14 protein-coding genes are annotated in these 15,167 nt (G+C 40.7%); 5 read left to right on the top strand and 9 right to left on the bottom strand.

All coding sequences use genetic code 11. The features are described from left to right. Positions 1-98: 98 nt before the first annotated feature. Positions 99-1,292 carry an MFS transporter gene (locus IEO70_RS14635; RefSeq protein WP_190999117.1) on the bottom strand — a complete coding sequence of 398 codons (1,194 nt, stop codon included), beginning with the start codon at positions 1,290-1,292 and terminating at the stop codon, positions 99-101. A 261-nt stretch (positions 1,293-1,553) separates the two neighbouring features. Between IEO70_RS14635 and IEO70_RS14630 the strand changes: the two genes are divergently transcribed. Further along, a complete protein-coding gene (locus tag IEO70_RS14630) occupies positions 1,554-3,032 on the top strand; it encodes an aldehyde dehydrogenase family protein (RefSeq protein WP_190999116.1) in 1,479 nt (492 codons plus the stop codon). Between the two features lie 236 nt (positions 3,033-3,268). On the opposite strand, the gene IEO70_RS14625 is transcribed toward IEO70_RS14630, so the two are convergent. From IEO70_RS14625 to IEO70_RS14600, 6 genes are all read right to left on the bottom strand, one after another. Further along, positions 3,269-4,357, bottom strand: coding sequence for a CapA family protein (locus IEO70_RS14625; RefSeq protein WP_190999138.1), 1,089 nt, complete (start codon positions 4,355-4,357; stop codon positions 3,269-3,271). Positions 4,358-4,517: 160 nt separating this feature from the next. After that, the gene (locus tag IEO70_RS14620) at positions 4,518-4,982 is read right to left on the bottom strand and encodes a threonine/serine exporter family protein (RefSeq protein WP_190999115.1); all 465 of its coding nucleotides are present in this window, start codon (positions 4,980-4,982) and stop codon (positions 4,518-4,520) included. Between the two features lie 12 nt (positions 4,983-4,994). Further along, positions 4,995-5,750, bottom strand: a complete 756-nt coding sequence (locus IEO70_RS14615; RefSeq protein WP_190999114.1) for a threonine/serine exporter family protein — start codon at positions 5,748-5,750, stop codon at positions 4,995-4,997. 54 nt (positions 5,751-5,804) lie between these two features. Further along, positions 5,805-6,314 (bottom strand): hypothetical protein, encoded by a 510-nt coding sequence (locus IEO70_RS14610; protein ID WP_190999113.1) that lies wholly within the window; start codon positions 6,312-6,314, stop codon positions 5,805-5,807. Between the two features lie 68 nt (positions 6,315-6,382). Continuing rightward, positions 6,383-7,174 (bottom strand): SDR family NAD(P)-dependent oxidoreductase, encoded by a 792-nt coding sequence (locus IEO70_RS14605; protein WP_190999112.1) that lies wholly within the window; start codon positions 7,172-7,174, stop codon positions 6,383-6,385. A gap of 175 nt (positions 7,175-7,349) precedes the next feature. Further along, positions 7,350-8,312, bottom strand: coding sequence for an MBL fold metallo-hydrolase (locus tag IEO70_RS14600; RefSeq protein ID WP_190999111.1), 963 nt, complete (start codon positions 8,310-8,312; stop codon positions 7,350-7,352). A 436-nt stretch (positions 8,313-8,748) separates the two neighbouring features. Between IEO70_RS14600 and proC the strand changes: the two genes are divergently transcribed. The 3 genes from proC (at position 8,749) to IEO70_RS14585 (ending at position 11,621) form a co-directional block, all read left to right on the top strand. Beyond that, the gene (proC, locus tag IEO70_RS14595; protein ID WP_190999137.1) at positions 8,749-9,582 is read left to right on the top strand and encodes a pyrroline-5-carboxylate reductase; all 834 of its coding nucleotides are present in this window, start codon (positions 8,749-8,751) and stop codon (positions 9,580-9,582) included. Positions 9,583-9,821: 239 nt separating this feature from the next. Beyond that, positions 9,822-10,835 carry an NADPH dehydrogenase NamA gene (gene namA / locus IEO70_RS14590; protein ID WP_190999110.1) on the top strand — a complete coding sequence of 338 codons (1,014 nt, stop codon included), beginning with the start codon at positions 9,822-9,824 and terminating at the stop codon, positions 10,833-10,835. 306 nt (positions 10,836-11,141) lie between these two features. Then, on the top strand, positions 11,142-11,621 hold the full coding sequence (locus IEO70_RS14585; protein ID WP_190999109.1) for a hypothetical protein: 480 nt from the start codon (positions 11,142-11,144) through the stop codon (positions 11,619-11,621). 47 nt (positions 11,622-11,668) lie between these two features. Here IEO70_RS14585 and rnz read toward each other — a convergent pair whose 3' ends face one another. After that, positions 11,669-12,592, bottom strand: coding sequence for a ribonuclease Z (rnz, locus tag IEO70_RS14580; RefSeq protein WP_190999108.1), 924 nt, complete (start codon positions 12,590-12,592; stop codon positions 11,669-11,671). A 367-nt stretch (positions 12,593-12,959) separates the two neighbouring features. Here rnz and zwf point away from each other — a divergent pair, with 367 nt between their 5' ends. After that, on the top strand, positions 12,960-14,450 hold the full coding sequence (gene zwf / locus IEO70_RS14575; RefSeq protein ID WP_190999136.1) for a glucose-6-phosphate dehydrogenase: 1,491 nt from the start codon (positions 12,960-12,962) through the stop codon (positions 14,448-14,450). A 27-nt stretch (positions 14,451-14,477) separates the two neighbouring features. On the opposite strand, the gene IEO70_RS14570 is transcribed toward zwf, so the two are convergent. Next, complete coding sequence (locus IEO70_RS14570; protein ID WP_190999107.1) at positions 14,478-14,654, bottom strand: hypothetical protein; 177 nt, start codon at positions 14,652-14,654, stop codon at positions 14,478-14,480. Positions 14,655-15,167: the final 513 nt, after the last annotated feature.

The following is a 15,167-nucleotide window of genomic DNA, read 5'->3' as shown; positions in this document are numbered from 1 at the left end:
TTTTAAAAGCTCCTTCTCCATGTTCGATATCCACTTTGCTTTAACCGGACAGCTAAAGCATACTATACTATTTATAACATTGTTACTTCAAAAAATCATTAAGAAGCCCTTTGTTGCTTCTTTTTCACATGCTGAGCTTTTGGACTGAACAAAACAAGAACGGTCACCAGCAAAATAAAGAAACTTGATATTTGGAAGATGCTTGAAATTTCAAAGTAAGCGGCCAATACCCCGAATATGATTCCACTCAACCCAATTCCAAGGTCGATTGCTGAAAAACTCATTGCATTAGCAATTCCTCTTCTGCTCGGTTCTGTAATAGACAGAGACCATGATTGCAATACAGGAAGAATCGAGCCATAGCCGATTCCAAGCAGCATGCCCGCAATAGCGACATGAAGGCTGCTATACGAAAATGAAAGTACCCATAACGAAGCGAAAGTCAACAACGAGCAAAAAATCACGATTTTACGCGGACCGCTTCGATCAAACATTTTCCCTGTAATCGGACGGGATAATGTCGCGAAAACGGCATTCACTAAGTAAAACAGAAAGATATTTTCAATGCCCCTCTCATTGCTGAAAATCACGATAAAAGAAACAATCGAACCGTAGCCGAAAGCCACCAGTAATGTTAGTAGCGCCGGGAACCAGCAAGCTTTTTCAATTAATGTATGAACATATGAAAATTGCATTTCCTCCCGCTTCGCTTTTTTTACATCGGCTGGCATTTGATAGGAAACGAAGCTTAATAACACTAGCGCAATTACCCCTAAAAATGCCGATACATACACTAGCGTGTCAAAAGAAGCACGCTCATATAAAATCAATCCTAAGCTGGGGGCAATAATCATCCCAAGCGTTATCGACAAACCATAATAGCCAGTACCTTCCCCCAGACGGGAATTCGGAATTAAGTCGACAGCAGCCGTACCGTTAGCAGTCGTCGACCATCCCCAAGCAATGCCGTGTATTAAACGGAAGGCGAGCAATATGACAATCACATTTGTCAAAGGATAAAAAAGTGTAATGAGCAAGAGTGCAGCCGCTCCAATCAGAACGAGCATCTTGCGGGCCTTAAACGCTAGAAGAAAGCCGATAAAAGGACGTATAAAAATAGCTCCTAAAGAAAAAAGAGCTGTAATTAGCCCCACTTCCAAAACAGAACCGCCGATTGATTTAATATAAGGCGGTAAAGTAGGAATCAGCATTTGAAATGACATGAATGTGAATAAATTGCCTAAGATCAACATTATATAAGATTTGGTCCACAGTTTTTCTGCTTGTTCCATAGTAATAGTTCTCTCCCAATCTCTCCATTTTATGTTAAAAACCAAAAAATTCAAACTTACAAAATAGTAACATAACAATAATAGAAAAGATACGACAATGCATTGGAAAAGCTGTCGAATTACACAATAAAAACGAGAATGATTATCGTTGAAACGCCCAACTCTATATACTATTATTTGAGATAGAGTAATGGAAACGCTTGCAAATTATACCACCTCAATATCATTACGCTAATTGATAATCTTGATGGAGGGATTCAGATGGCTCAAGCTATTTTAGAAGTGAGAAAAGACATCCAAGAATTTCTGAAAGGTCCAAAGAAGCTATATATTAACGGTAAATTTGTAGAAAGTGTATCTCAAAAAACTTTTTCGACGCCTAATCCGGCCACCGGAGAAGTGTTAGCTGAAGTATATGAAGCAGAAGCTGCAGACATCGACTTAGCCGTCAAGGCAGCAAGAGCTGCATTTGACAACGGACCATGGTCGAAAATGAGCGCCGCGCAGCGAAGCCGACTAATGTATAAACTGGCTGACTTAATGGAAGAGAATAAAGATGCGCTCGCACAACTCGAAACATTGGATAACGGCAAGCCAATCAAAGAAACAACTTATGCAGATGTTCCGCTGGCAATTGAACATATTCGATATTATGCCGGCTGGGCTACTAAAATTACTGGGCAAACCATCCCTGTTAGCGGCAACTATTTTAACTACACGAGACATGAAGCAGTCGGCGTCGTCGGCCAAATCATTCCGTGGAACTTCCCTCTTCTTATGGCAATGTGGAAGCTTGGGGCAGCTCTGGCTACCGGTTGTACAATTGTACTGAAACCGGCAGAGCAAACACCATTATCCGCACTTTATTTAGCAGAATTAATTGAAAAAGCCGGATTCCCTGCAGGTGTAGTCAATATCGTTCCAGGATTTGGCCCGACAGCAGGACAGCCGCTCGTTGACCATCCTCAGGTAGATAAAATTGCATTTACCGGCTCAACTGCTGTCGGAAAGTCAATCATGGCTTCCGCTTCTAAAACATTAAAGCGGGTAACACTGGAGCTCGGCGGGAAATCACCGAACATCATCTTGCCGGATGCTGATTTATCTAAAGCAATCCCCGGCGCATTAAAAGGTGTTATGTTCAACCAAGGCCAAGTTTGCTGTGCAGGTTCACGCGTTTTCATTCAGAAAAAACTGTATGATAATGTCGTTGCCGATATGGTCTCACATGCTAAATCAATTAAACAAGGAGCCGGCTTGGATCCGGAAACGCAAATCGGACCGCTTGTTTCGAGCAAACAGCAACAGCGGGTCATGAATTATATCGAAAAAGGGCTGGCAGAAGGAGCAGAAGTATTAACAGGCGGCTCAGCTAAGGATCAAGGTTATTTTGTCGAGCCAACAATTTTCAGCGCTGTAAATGACGAAATGACAATTGCCCGTGAAGAGATTTTCGGACCTGTCATCGCCGCTATGCCTTTTGATGATTTGGATGAAATTATCGAACGTGCCAATAATACAGAATACGGACTGGCTGCCGGCCTATGGACAGAAAACATCTCGAAAGCGCATTATATCGCCGGCAAGTTGCGCGCCGGAACTGTTTGGATCAACTGCTACAATGCATTCGATGCAGCTTCGCCATTCGGAGGCTATAAGCAATCGGGAATCGGAAGAGAAATGGGCTCCTATGCATTGAACAATTACACAGAAGTAAAAAGCGTCTGGGTAGGGATGTAAATAGGAAAAACCGGCACCGTTCCTTTTTCATTTTTGAATATACCTCATGAATTTACTTCAATGAAAAAGGAGTCATGCGGCAGGACTAAGATGAATCACACGAGAAACCCGCCTTTGGTTTCTTGGGGGAGGCAGCTTAGGACCAAGCATGGCAGGTGTAAGGTTGGACAGCTGCCTGAGTTCAAAATGGCATAAAGTCAAACAGCGCGCCGAAATCATGCGCGCTTTCACTTTTGCTAATTACTCACAGTATCGTTTATCTCATAAACAAGCCAATCCAATCCGTTTATTTTATTGGAGGCTTCAATTATTTTATTTTTGACTCGTTCAGCCTCCGCCCCTGTTAAAAGGGTTGGCTGATAATCATTCCTATGCGTAACTGATGAAATTGAAAATGGAACGACTTTAATTGCTTTTTCATCCGTTAAAACCCCATCTTCCAAATAGAATGTTTGCTGAAAAACAAAAGTATCCTTATCACTCGGATTTCTATTTCCGCCAAACATAAAGTTTCCCAGACTGTATACGATAAGCTTGCCTTTATATTCTTCAATACCTTGCACGACATGCGGATGATGCCCAAGAATAAGGTCCGCTCCGCTATCAATAGTGTACTTTGCCAATGTTTGCTGAGACGCTAGCGGAACGTATTCCCGTTCTATTCCCCAATGATAGTGAACAATAACAATTTGCGCTCCTTGATCACGCAAATCAGCAATATCCTTTTGCACTTTCTCGCGCAGCTCAGCCGTGTCATTCCAACCCTTATAGCCTAATACCCCTATTTTTATAGCCTTAACAGTCGCAATGTATTTATGCGGATCGCCGAAATAACCGATTTTATAGTTTTCTAGTGTTGCAATTGTATCGTCATAGCCTTTTTGCAAATAATCGAAAGTATGATTATTGGCTATATTGACCGATTCAATTCCTGCCATCTCTAAAATACCGGCATACGAAGGGGCACCCTTAAACCTGAATTGCTTGTCCGCTGCTACAGTCGCATCCGTAAGTGGCGTCTCTAAATTCACCATAGAAAAATCATCTTCTATGAAAATATTATTTAATCCTTTTACAAAATGAGATAGACCATTTTTGGTAGCCTCTTCAACAAACGACCCTTGATAGCCGTATCCTAAATCTGACCCTATTGTAAAATCGCCAGCTGCGCTTATTGTAATAGCCGTTTTCGTCACCTTATTTACTTTCTCTGGCTCCGCTTTCAGCTTAGTCGTTTCAGCAGATGGTTCTTCCTTAACAGCAGCCGTTTTCTCTTGCACCGGCACCGATTCTTTATTCCATAAGAATACAATCACAATACTCATAAATGCCACTAAAGCGATAATAGGAAGCACCAATGAGGATACAAACCGCCTTCTTCTTCTCCTCCTCCGCGTCAAAGCAAATCCCCCTTTAATATTTTTAATAATTTTATCACAATGCAAAATTGTATAAACAAATATTAACAAAGAAAAAGCAGCTGACTCAGTTATCAGCTGCTTTTTTAAACATATTTTTTTTAGACCAAAGCTTCATAAACAACTGATACAGCACTTCAGAAAAAACGAGCCCGATCGCAATGCTGCCGGATATAAGGAATGCTTTGGCCGCTAAGGTGATTGCTTCACTATAATTATTTTCAACAAAATTCCTCATAGCATTATATGCCATTCCGCCCGGTACGAGCGGAATTATCCCGCCGACAGTAAAAATAATCATCGGGGTTTTATAAAACCTTGCGAAGGTTTGGCTGATGATTGCTATTAACGATGAGGCAGCGGCAGTCGCACCTATAATCGATAGCCCGATCTCTGATAATCCAAAATAACAGATCCACCCTAAGGCTCCTACCAATCCGCACTTAAAAACTGATTCCCTCGGAACGTTAAAAATAATACCAAAAGCAGCAGACCCAATAAAACTAGTCACAAATTGCGCTATATAATCCATCTTTTCGCCACCTTAAACGATTGTAAAAACGATGGCAATTCCGCTGCCGATCGCTAAAGCAGTCAAAAAAGCCTCCGCTCCTTTAGAAAGACTTGATACTAAATGTCCAGCCATTAAATCGCGGACAGCATTCGTAATCAACAGTCCGGGAACAAGCGGCATGACCGATCCGATAATAATTTTGTCAATTTCATAACCGAATCCTAAACGGACAAAAAGGTAGGAAACAAGACCAATGACCACAGCCGCCAAAAATTCAGACACAAATTTAATTGATACAAGCGAATGAATAGCTAAAAAGCTTAAAAATCCCAGCCCTCCCGTCACAAGCGCCGGCAAAAAATCTTGCCAGCTTCCGTTAAACATAATGACAAAACAAGCGCTTGCCAATGCCGCCGCCAGCAGCTGTATCTTTAAGGAAAACGAAAAAGGCGCTGCTTCAATCTCTTGTAATAGTGCATATGCATCAGCTGTTGTAAGTTTGCCCTCGTTAATATCGCGGGAAACCCGATTCACTTGCGTTACCTTCAGTAAATCCGTTGTCCGATGAGACACGCGCACAAGCTTCGTTTGATCGCTCTTCCCTGTTTCAATAGAAAAAATGATGCCGGTAGGAATAACAAAGCTATCACATTTCGTAATACCAAAAGCTGCGGCGATCCTAAGCATTGTATCTTCCACGCGATATGTTTCTGCACCGTTTTGAAGCAATATTTTGCCTGCGAGCAAGCAAATATTCATCACCTCGTATTGAAATTGCTTCTCCATTTCCAAACCTCTTTCAATCATTCATTACAGTAGTTTGCATACAGCTTTCGTATGCTATGCTTCCATACGTAAAATTTCATATGTTTCCGCATCTACTGTCAAAGTGAAACCAATATCGACATTCGACCTTTTCATAATATACATGATATAAGCATTCTCCTGGCGCTCAACCTCTGTGACAATAAAATGCTCCTCCTCGCTTCGCTTCAACTGTTGGAGTACATTAATCAGCATCACGCTTTCCCGCATACTTTCATCATCTGTCATCACACGAAGTAACCTGGCCTCCGCTTTAGCAGGAAAGCTCTCAGCCATAGAGCCATTATAATAGGGCTGAATCTTCATTCCTAGCTGCAAATCACTTTTGTCCAAGCTTTCCCCGGAAGATGAAGAAATTTTAGTATCACCGGTGATGCTATAAATAACATTGCCAATCAGCACCTGGTCCTTGCTGACAAACTGTGTAATAAATCCCGCCTCGCCATGGTGAATATCTTGTTTTTCCTCACACCCTAACAGAAAAAACAAAATGGTGAACGAAAACACCATCGAAAAGCTTCTCATTACTTCCACCCCTATTTTAATTCGTCGAATAAAAGGAAATCGTCGATTATTGATTATCAGCTGTCAAACTATTTCATATTGAACTTGTTGCCGAACAACTTCTCCGCAATGGATGGAAATAAGTTATACAGAACACTGCCTGTATTCATCCACCATGGCAAGTTGAGTTCGCGTTTTGGATGAATCATCAACTTCACAATTTTCCCGGCCACTTCATCCGGATTTAACATATACTTTTGGACATTTTTCACATAGGTTCCCGATTTATCAGCTATCGCGAAAAAGTTCGTTTCAATCGGTCCCGGATTAACTGCAGATACACGAATATTTGTATTCATCAGTTCGAGACGAATGCTGTTTGTAAATCCTAAAACAGCATGCTTGGATGCTGCATAACCGCTTGATTTCGGAGTCGCCAGCTTTCCGGCTTGTGATGCGACATTAATGATATGACCTGCATTTCGCTCCAGCATTGAAGGAAGCGCTTCTTTCGTGCAGGCGATAACTCCCATCACATTGACAGCAAACATATTTTCCAAATCTTCATAGTTAGCATCCTGCAAAGTATCAAATACGCCAAAGCCGGCATTATTAAGGAGCACATCGATATGCCCGACTTCTTCTATTATTTGCTTGAACACTGTTTTCACTTGTTCAATCTCACTAACATCAAGAGAGTGCACAAGGCAGTCAATTCCTGTTTGCGCCTTAATGCGCTCACTAATTACGTTCAATTTATCAACGGAGCGCGCAATTAAAATCGGCCTTGCTCCTTTTTTGGCTGTCAGCATCGCGATTTTCTCGCCGATTCCTGACGAAGCTCCAGTAATGACGATATTTTTATTTTGTAATTCTCTCATCGTTAACTCCATAATTTCGTTTATTATCGGCACAATATGTATTGAATTTTAAAAAACAGTGCCATTTCATAAATAGTATAGCACCAATTATTAGTCGGTCCATCACTTATTTGGCAGATGATTATAAACAAAACGCCGAAATGGGCTTTCATGCTCATTTTCGGCGTTTACATTATTATTTTGAGAAGTAAATGATTCCTTCTTTTGTATGCTCCCATTTAATTAAATCATTCTCAAGCAAATAATCAAATTGAGCAAGCGTTTCCGATAATGTTAAGCCAAGCTGTTTTTTATAAATATTCGGAAATAGCTTTTGGCAAGTTTGGAAAACTGTCGAAGGCTCTTCTTCAAGCATGCTTCTGACGCGCATCGCTCTTCCATGCTGTGATGCCAGTCGTTTCTCGATTAAAGTATCAGGATCAAAAATGATGCCTCCGTGGCCGGCATAAACAGCAGAAATCGGCAACTGTTTTATTTTCATTAAAGAATCATTCAAAAGCAGCTGCGATTTTAGCCGTTCTTCACCATCTTGAAGCGGAGGCTCTATAATCGGATTAGGCGAAACATGCTGAAGCAGCATATCACCGCCAATCAATGAGCCGTCACTTTCTCGGAACAATACAACATGCCCCAACGCATGCCCCGGCGTTTCATATACAACCCAGCCGGGCAATCCGGGGACTTCATCGCCTTCTTTAAATGTATTTGTTAATGATCGGCTGCAAGTGAATGCCTCTCCCCCTGCAATCTTATCAACTTTATTGACAAAAGCAGGCGGCAATCCCATTTCCAGCGCCAATTTTTTAAAGAAATGATTATAATGATTCATGAATTCATCACTAGGCACCATCCAGCGATTATTATATTCATGACCAATTACCGGGACATCTTCTCCAAAAAAGTCAATTCCTCCAACATGGTCAACATGATGGTGCGTAATGACGATTTGTTCAATATCATCCAAACGCAAATGTAAATCATTTAGTCCGGCTATTAATGCTTGCTTCGCTTCTTCTGTTTTAATTCCGGCATCAATTAATGTCAACGCGTCTCCTTTAATGACATAAGCATTCACATCCCCTACAGGAAACGGAGTCGGAATCGGAATTGCCGAAATCTTCTTACCAACATTGATCATCGTCTCACCCACTTCATCATTAAGTTTATGAATGATCATTCATTATATACATTAGTTTACTACTAAAAGTCAATTATGTCATTATTTCGAAAAATTGTTTTAAAAGTGTTTTTTTACTATTGACAGAGTGAAGAATTTTCATCCATAATCGAAAGAAAATAATACGCAAATGCGCCGATTAAGATTAGTAAATAAAGCATGTCCAAAGAGAGTGAAGTTCTTAGGCTGGAAAACTTCGCGGTCCGCTGCCTTATTGAACCTGCCTTATGAGCAGTCAGGAAAACCTGACCGTACTCCTACGATAACAGGAACTTCAAAGTGCATCTATTTTAGATGAACAAAGGTGGTACCACGAAAAAAAAGCAAGCCCTTTCGTCCTTTCAATGACGGATGGGCTTTTATTGTTTTAATACTTACGAATTCATCTAATGGAGGAATCAAAATGAGAAAAATCGCATTTATCGGCTGCGGCTCAATGGCTGAAGCAATGATTTCAGGAATAATCGCTAATAACTATGTCCAAGCGGATCAAATCACGATTATGAATAAAAACAATCATGAAAGAAGGATGGAGATGGTCGACAAGTACGGCATCCGAGCAACGACTGACTATCATCAGCTGCTTCAGGACGCATCAATCATCGTTTTAGCAGTAAAGCCACAGCACATTTTTGAGGCGTTAAGTGCTGCCAAACCATTTATAAACAAAAAAAAGCTTATTCTTTCTGTCGCAGCCGGCATCACAACACATACAATTGAAGATATCATCGGAGAAGCGATACCGATTGTTCGTTCGATGCCTAATACTTCAGCGGCAGTCGGCAAATCTGCTACAGCGATGAGCATGAACAGCCATACATCCGAGCGTCAAATAAAGACTGCGAAAGAGCTGCTAGAAACATTTGGAAATGCTATTATTGTAGAAGAGGCACAGCTTGATAGTGTAACAGGACTATCAGGAAGCGGACCGGCCTATATTTATTACCTTGTAGAAGCGATGGAAGAAGCAGCTGCAAAAATCGGCCTTGATCAAACGTCGGCAAAAGCACTTATCGTACAGACTTTAAGCGGAGCCGCTGAAATGCTGCAACAATCTCCTAAATCACCGGCGACGTTGAGAAAAGAGGTCACATCTCCGGGTGGAACAACAGAAGCCGGCCTGCAAGTATTGCAGGCACACAAAGTCAATGAAGCAATTATGGACTGCATTATTGCAGCTTCCGAAAAATCGAAACAGTTAGGAAAAAAACTGACTGCTGAAGCAAAATAATATAACCATTCAGGTTCTCTCGTAAGCAATAAAGCTTGTGAGAGAACTTTTTTGTTATTTATCTTTTCTGATTTATGGCGGGCAATCGGCTATGCAATTGCCGCATTACTAATTGCCATTTTCGTTTTCCGAAAAAAAATGGACAGTGACAATATTTAACATGCACTTTTCTTTCATTACACTTACCCATTCGTTACACTAATAAGTAGAATCATACATAACCACAGGGAGATGAAAAAATGGAAAGAAAGCTGTTTTCCCCTTATACAATCAAAAACGTCGAGTTAAAAAACCGAATCGTCATGTCGCCGATGTGCATGTATAGCTCCAATGAACATGGTGAAGTAACCGATTGGCATAAAGTCCACTATGCAAGCCGGGCGATTGGCGGCACAGCCTTAATCATGGTTGAAGCAACAGCGGTCACACCACAAGGAAGAATAAGCGAAAGAGATTTGGGCATATGGAATGACAGACATATTGAAGGTCTCAAACAGCTTACATCTCTTATACATGAGCATGGAGCAAAGGCAGCCATTCAAATCGCCCATGCAGGAAGAAAAGCGAATATTTCCGGCGAAGTAATCGCTCCATCTTCAATACCATTTAACGAAAAAAGTAAAGTACCTCAAGAAATGACAGAGGCACAAATTGAAGAAACGATTACCGCCTTCCGAGATGCCGCACAGCGGGCCAAAGTAAGCGGTTTTGATATTATCGAGCTTCATGGGGCGCATGGTTATTTAATAAACGAATTTCTTTCCCCGTTATCGAATAGACGAAACGACAAATACGGCGGCACATTGGAAAATCACTATCGATTCTTAAAAGAAATTATTGCCGCTGTCAAAACAGTTTGGGATGGTCCTCTTTTCGTCCGCGTATCGGCAAATGATTACCATCCGGAAGGGCTGTCTGTTCATGATTACATTCAAATTGCCTCATGGTTAAAGCAAGATGGAACCGACTTAATAGATGTCAGCTCAGGGGCTGTCGTACCCGCTGCCATTCATGTATATCCAGGCTACCAAGTGCCCTTCAGTGATGCGATTAAAAACGAAGCGGATATTGCTACAGGCGCAGTCGGCTTAATCACTTCAGGCATACAGGCCGAGGAAATACTGCAAAATGGGCGTGCCGATCTTATTTTTATCGCAAGAGAGCTTTTGCGAAACCCTTATTGGCCAAGACAAGCAGCCCAAGAACTGCGTACATCCATACCGTCGCCTGTCCAATACGAACGCGGTTGGTGACCCAAAAGCGGAAGCCCCCGTTTAGCACCGTATGAACTGGAGGCCGCCGACCAAGATATAGGAAACACGAAGAACGCAAGTGATTCAATGTGTCTAGTTGTTCAGTGTTGACTTATCAATGGGAGTTTGCTCAAAGTGCACTAGGTGCTGGGGCGCTAGAGCCGGAAGTCTATACACTCTTTATCGCACGCTTATAAAACAACGAGTATAACTTTCAAAATAATGACTTATTTACAAACTATTTCCTCCTCCTTATCTTGCTATAATAGAGCTAATGAATTCAAAGCGGCGAGGGAGAGGAAGCAAATGAAAAAGAAATTGTTGATTATCATCTCATTGCTTAGCATCATCATCGTTTTCAGAATTATAAAAGATGTCAATGCTGTTGAGATTGTCCAATCACACCAGGCAGAGGCTTTATCAACTGAAACACTCAGTGATGAAATTGTTGTAAAAGAAATCGATATTAACTCGATAGAAGATCCGGTTTTTAAAAATACTATTTTAGATACAGAGGAAGCGGATAATGGTTTATTTGCCTTTTCATTTTCTCAAGAAAACAAATACTATATTTTGTTCAATGGTCTAGAGAAAGCATATTCCAATATTGAATTTTCTTTTGAGAACCAAAATATAATAGTATCTTATAACTCGGCAATTGAAGAAGAGAATCAAATGAAAGCTTTGTATGTCATTGAAAGACAAAATAGAGACAGCTATGACAATATTTTATTGAAAAACAACGGCAAAGAAGATGCCTTCGCGGATCTTTTTATATCAAAGTAAAGGGCATATCCGAAAAGTTTTTACTTTTGGGATACGCCCTTTTTAAATTATCTTTTTTCTATGCTAAGTCTCATTAAATCTTCGGCAATTACTGTATTCGGGAAAATGGCTGTCGCCTCTTGCAGCAACGATTCGGTGTCTTCTTTCATATAGCGGGAGCTGATGTGTGTCAGTATAAGCTGTTTTGCCTGAGCCGCAACAGCTGTTCCGGCTGCTTGAGTCGTAGTGGAATGAAAATAGTCATAAGCCATTTCCTCGTTGCCACTCGCAAACGTTGCCTCATGCACTAAATAATCACAATCACGGGCTAAAATTTTGCTGTTTTCACAGCTTCTGGTATCCCCTAATATTGTAATGATGCGTCCTTTCTTTGGATCACCTACAAATTCTTTTCCGTTTAGCACTGTTCCATCGGCAAGTTCGACCGTTTCTCCGGCTTTAATTCGTTTAAAAATCGGGCCCGGTGTAATTCCAAGCTGAAGCAAAGCCTCTACTTGCAGTTCTCCGGGGCGATCCTTTTCGACAATGCGGTATCCGTAGCTTGCAATGCCATGCTCAAGCTTGCGTGCCTCAACATAAAAAGTATCATCTTCAAATATAATGCCTTCATCTATTTCTTCAATAATCAGCTCATATTTAAGATTTGTGCAGCTGACCGCCAAAGATGTCAGTATGTATTCCCTAATCCCCCTCGGACCGTAAACAGTCAGTTCATCTTTTCCACCTTGAAAAGAACGGCTGCTCAAAAGACCGGGCAGACCAAATATATGATCACCATGAAGATGGGTAATAAATATTTTCTCAATTTTACTAGGTTTTACCGCAGTTTTTAATATTTGATGTTGAGTCGCTTCTCCGCAATCAAACATCCAAATTGTCTTTCTTTCCTCCAATAATTGCAAAACAATAGAAGACACATTGCGAGCCTTCGCCGGCACACCTGCTCCTGTGCCTAAAAAAACAAAATCCATAGCGAAACCTCCTTTAACTTACTCCTTATTTTCTCGTCCACCATTCAGCAAGAATGACAAATAATATAACAAAAATAATCGCTAACATGAAAAACCATTCTGGAAGACCGCCAAACATCATATCTACCCCTTCTCCAAAAATAGCATGCTATTTCATTTAATAGACTGATTTCATTACTACATTTTACACTATTGATGCTAACTTTCATAATGTACTTCTCAACCTCAAGAAACAAAACACTCTAACTTATTGCACTATAATTTATTTTCTGCATATTAAGCGTTATAATAAATGTTATACTAATTGATTTATGAGTATAACATTATTTTTCCAATTTCCACAACACGAAATGAGGTTCTACTAGTGATGAACAAAAAACCTGCTTCACTACTAATATTATTCGGTGCAACGGGGGACTTAGCAAATCGCAAACTCTACCCATCTCTATATCGTTTATACAAAAAAGGAAAAATCGCTGAACAGTTTGCGGTTGTCGGGGTGGCAAGACGTGAATTGACTGATGAGCAATATCAGAACAATATTAAAAAATCTATTCTATCTGAAATCAATCATGTGAATGAATGCGATCTTAATCCATTCGTCTCCCATTTCAAATACCATTCTCATGACGTTTCCGATGCCGCATCTTATGCTGAATTAAAACAGCTTGCTGAACAGATGGACGAAACATACGACTTAGGCGGAAATCGATTATTTTATTTAGCGATGGCTCCAGAGTTTTTCGGTACCATTACGCAGTTCCTTAAATCAGAGGGATTAACTGATACAACAGGCTATAAGCGCGTTGTTATCGAAAAACCTTTCGGACGCGACTATAAATCTGCCGAAAAGCTCAATGCGATGATTCGAACAGCATTCGAAGAAGAAGAGATTTATCGTATTGACCATTACTTAGGCAAAGAAATGGTGCAAAACATTGAGGTTATCCGCTTTTCTAACGCAATTTTTGAACCGCTTTGGAATAACCGATATATTTCAAACATCCAAATCACATCAAGCGAAACACTCGGAGTAGAAGAACGGGGACGATATTACGATAAGAGCGGCGCCTTGCGCGATATGGTGCAAAATCATATGCTGCAAATGGTTGCGCTTCTGGCGATGGAGCCGCCTATCAGTTTAACGACAGAAGAAATCAGAAGTGAAAAAGTGCGTGTACTGCGTGCATTAAGAAAATACTCAGAAACAGAAATTCCTGAAAACTTTGTGCGCGGCCAATATGACTGGGACGAGAAAAATCTTCTGGCACCATATCGAGAAGAACCTATGGTACAGCCTGATTCTAACACAGAAACGTATGTAGCCGGCAAAATTATGATTGATAATTTCCGTTGGGCCGGAGTTCCTTTTTACATTCGAACAGGCAAAAGAATGGCAACAAAATCTACTAAAATTGTCGTGCAGTTCAAAGATATTCCGATGAACTTATATTATCAGCCGAAAGAAACGCTAAATCCAAATTTGCTTGTGATTCATATCCAGCCGGATGAAGGTGTTACTTTGCATCTGAATGTAAAAAAATCCGGACAAAAAGAAGAAACAAAACCGATTCATTTGCACTTCAGCAATCGAAATATTAATGGAATGAATACACCTGAAGCCTATGAAAGACTAATTTATGACAGCATGCGCGGAGATGCGACTAATTTTACGCATTGGGAGGAAGTAGCCCTTTCTTGGAAGTATGTTGATCGAATTTCACAAGTTTGGGAGAATACAAGAGAGCAAGATTTCCCAAATTATTTTTCCGGAACAATGGGTCCGAAAAAAGCGGATGAATTATTAGAACATGACAATCATATTTGGTGGCCGATTGAACAATTTGAAATAGAATAAGCAAGGCTAAGAGAAGAGATACGGAACTTACATCGGAAGTCCGCCGCTCTTCTCTTTTTGCGCTTTGCGTTCTTTATAAGCGCGAATTTTCAGCTTAATGAAACTGTCACTTTTTTTACGTCCATAATTGATAAAAAATTGCACACCCACTTCGAGCAGGATCAGAAATATGAATGAAACGATCGCAATCGCTGTCCAATTCATATTTATGCACCCTCTTTCATTTAAAAATAGAATAGCGGACAATTATGAGCCGAGTAAATGCTATCACTTTATTATACCCTGCAGCTTACCCTTTCTATATATGAACTCAACGACAAAAAGCGACTATTGCTGCAATTATCTACAAAAAAAGGCATTTAAAAAGTCTTTCACTGACTTTTTAAATGCCTAAAAAAGGACCGGTAGCGCTCTCAGTCGCTGTCCTACTTAGTCTATGTCTAGCTGCAGCGGCCAGCCCCTCGAGGTCATAAGCCAAATCACTCCGGAAATTTATCAATTTCCTGCATGATTCGTCTTATGCTGGGGCTGAACAGGCCGCTTCCGCTTTTCGGTTTTCGCATGGCTCCTTTTTCATCGAGGTGAAATCTGAGTAGCCTGTTCATGATGAAAAAGGACCGGTGACGGTTTTTTCTGTGAAAATAAAAAAACTAAACGAAGCAAGTAGCGAAGAAAAGTAAGGAGAAAACAAGTGGATTTCAAAAAATGCCCAATCTT

It is taken from the genome of Peribacillus faecalis, assembly GCF_014712675.1.
Lineage (GTDB): Bacteria > Bacillota > Bacilli > Bacillales > DSM-1321 > Bacillus_AD > Bacillus_AD faecalis.
This window is presented reverse-complemented; position numbering and strand designations above follow the sequence as displayed.

Bases quoted from the DNA above. Each gene is read 5' to 3' on its own strand.
- IEO70_RS14635 (WP_190999117.1), bottom strand. From the start codon at position 1,292: ATGGAACAAGCAGAAAAACTGTGGACCAAATCTTATATAATGTTGATC.
- IEO70_RS14630 (WP_190999116.1), top strand. From the start codon at position 1,554: ATGGCTCAAGCTATTTTAGAAGTGAGAAAAGACATCCAAGAATTTCTG.
- IEO70_RS14625 (WP_190999138.1), bottom strand. From the start codon at position 4,357: ATGAGTATTGTGATTGTATTCTTATGGAATAAAGAATCGGTGCCGGTG.
- IEO70_RS14620 (WP_190999115.1), bottom strand. From the start codon at position 4,982: ATGGATTATATAGCGCAATTTGTGACTAGTTTTATTGGGTCTGCTGCT.
- IEO70_RS14615 (WP_190999114.1), bottom strand. From the start codon at position 5,750: ATGGAGAAGCAATTTCAATACGAGGTGATGAATATTTGCTTGCTCGCA.
- IEO70_RS14610 (WP_190999113.1), bottom strand. From the start codon at position 6,314: ATGAGAAGCTTTTCGATGGTGTTTTCGTTCACCATTTTGTTTTTTCTG.
- IEO70_RS14605 (WP_190999112.1), bottom strand. From the start codon at position 7,174: ATGAGAGAATTACAAAATAAAAATATCGTCATTACTGGAGCTTCGTCA.
- IEO70_RS14600 (WP_190999111.1), bottom strand. From the start codon at position 8,312: ATGATCAATGTTGGTAAGAAGATTTCGGCAATTCCGATTCCGACTCCG.
- namA (WP_190999110.1), top strand. From the start codon at position 9,822: ATGGAAAGAAAGCTGTTTTCCCCTTATACAATCAAAAACGTCGAGTTA.
- IEO70_RS14585 (WP_190999109.1), top strand. From the start codon at position 11,142: ATGAAAAAGAAATTGTTGATTATCATCTCATTGCTTAGCATCATCATC.
- rnz (WP_190999108.1), bottom strand. From the start codon at position 12,592: ATGGATTTTGTTTTTTTAGGCACAGGAGCAGGTGTGCCGGCGAAGGCT.
- zwf (WP_190999136.1), top strand. From the start codon at position 12,960: ATGAACAAAAAACCTGCTTCACTACTAATATTATTCGGTGCAACGGGG.
- IEO70_RS14570 (WP_190999107.1), bottom strand. From the start codon at position 14,654: ATGAATTGGACAGCGATTGCGATCGTTTCATTCATATTTCTGATCCTG.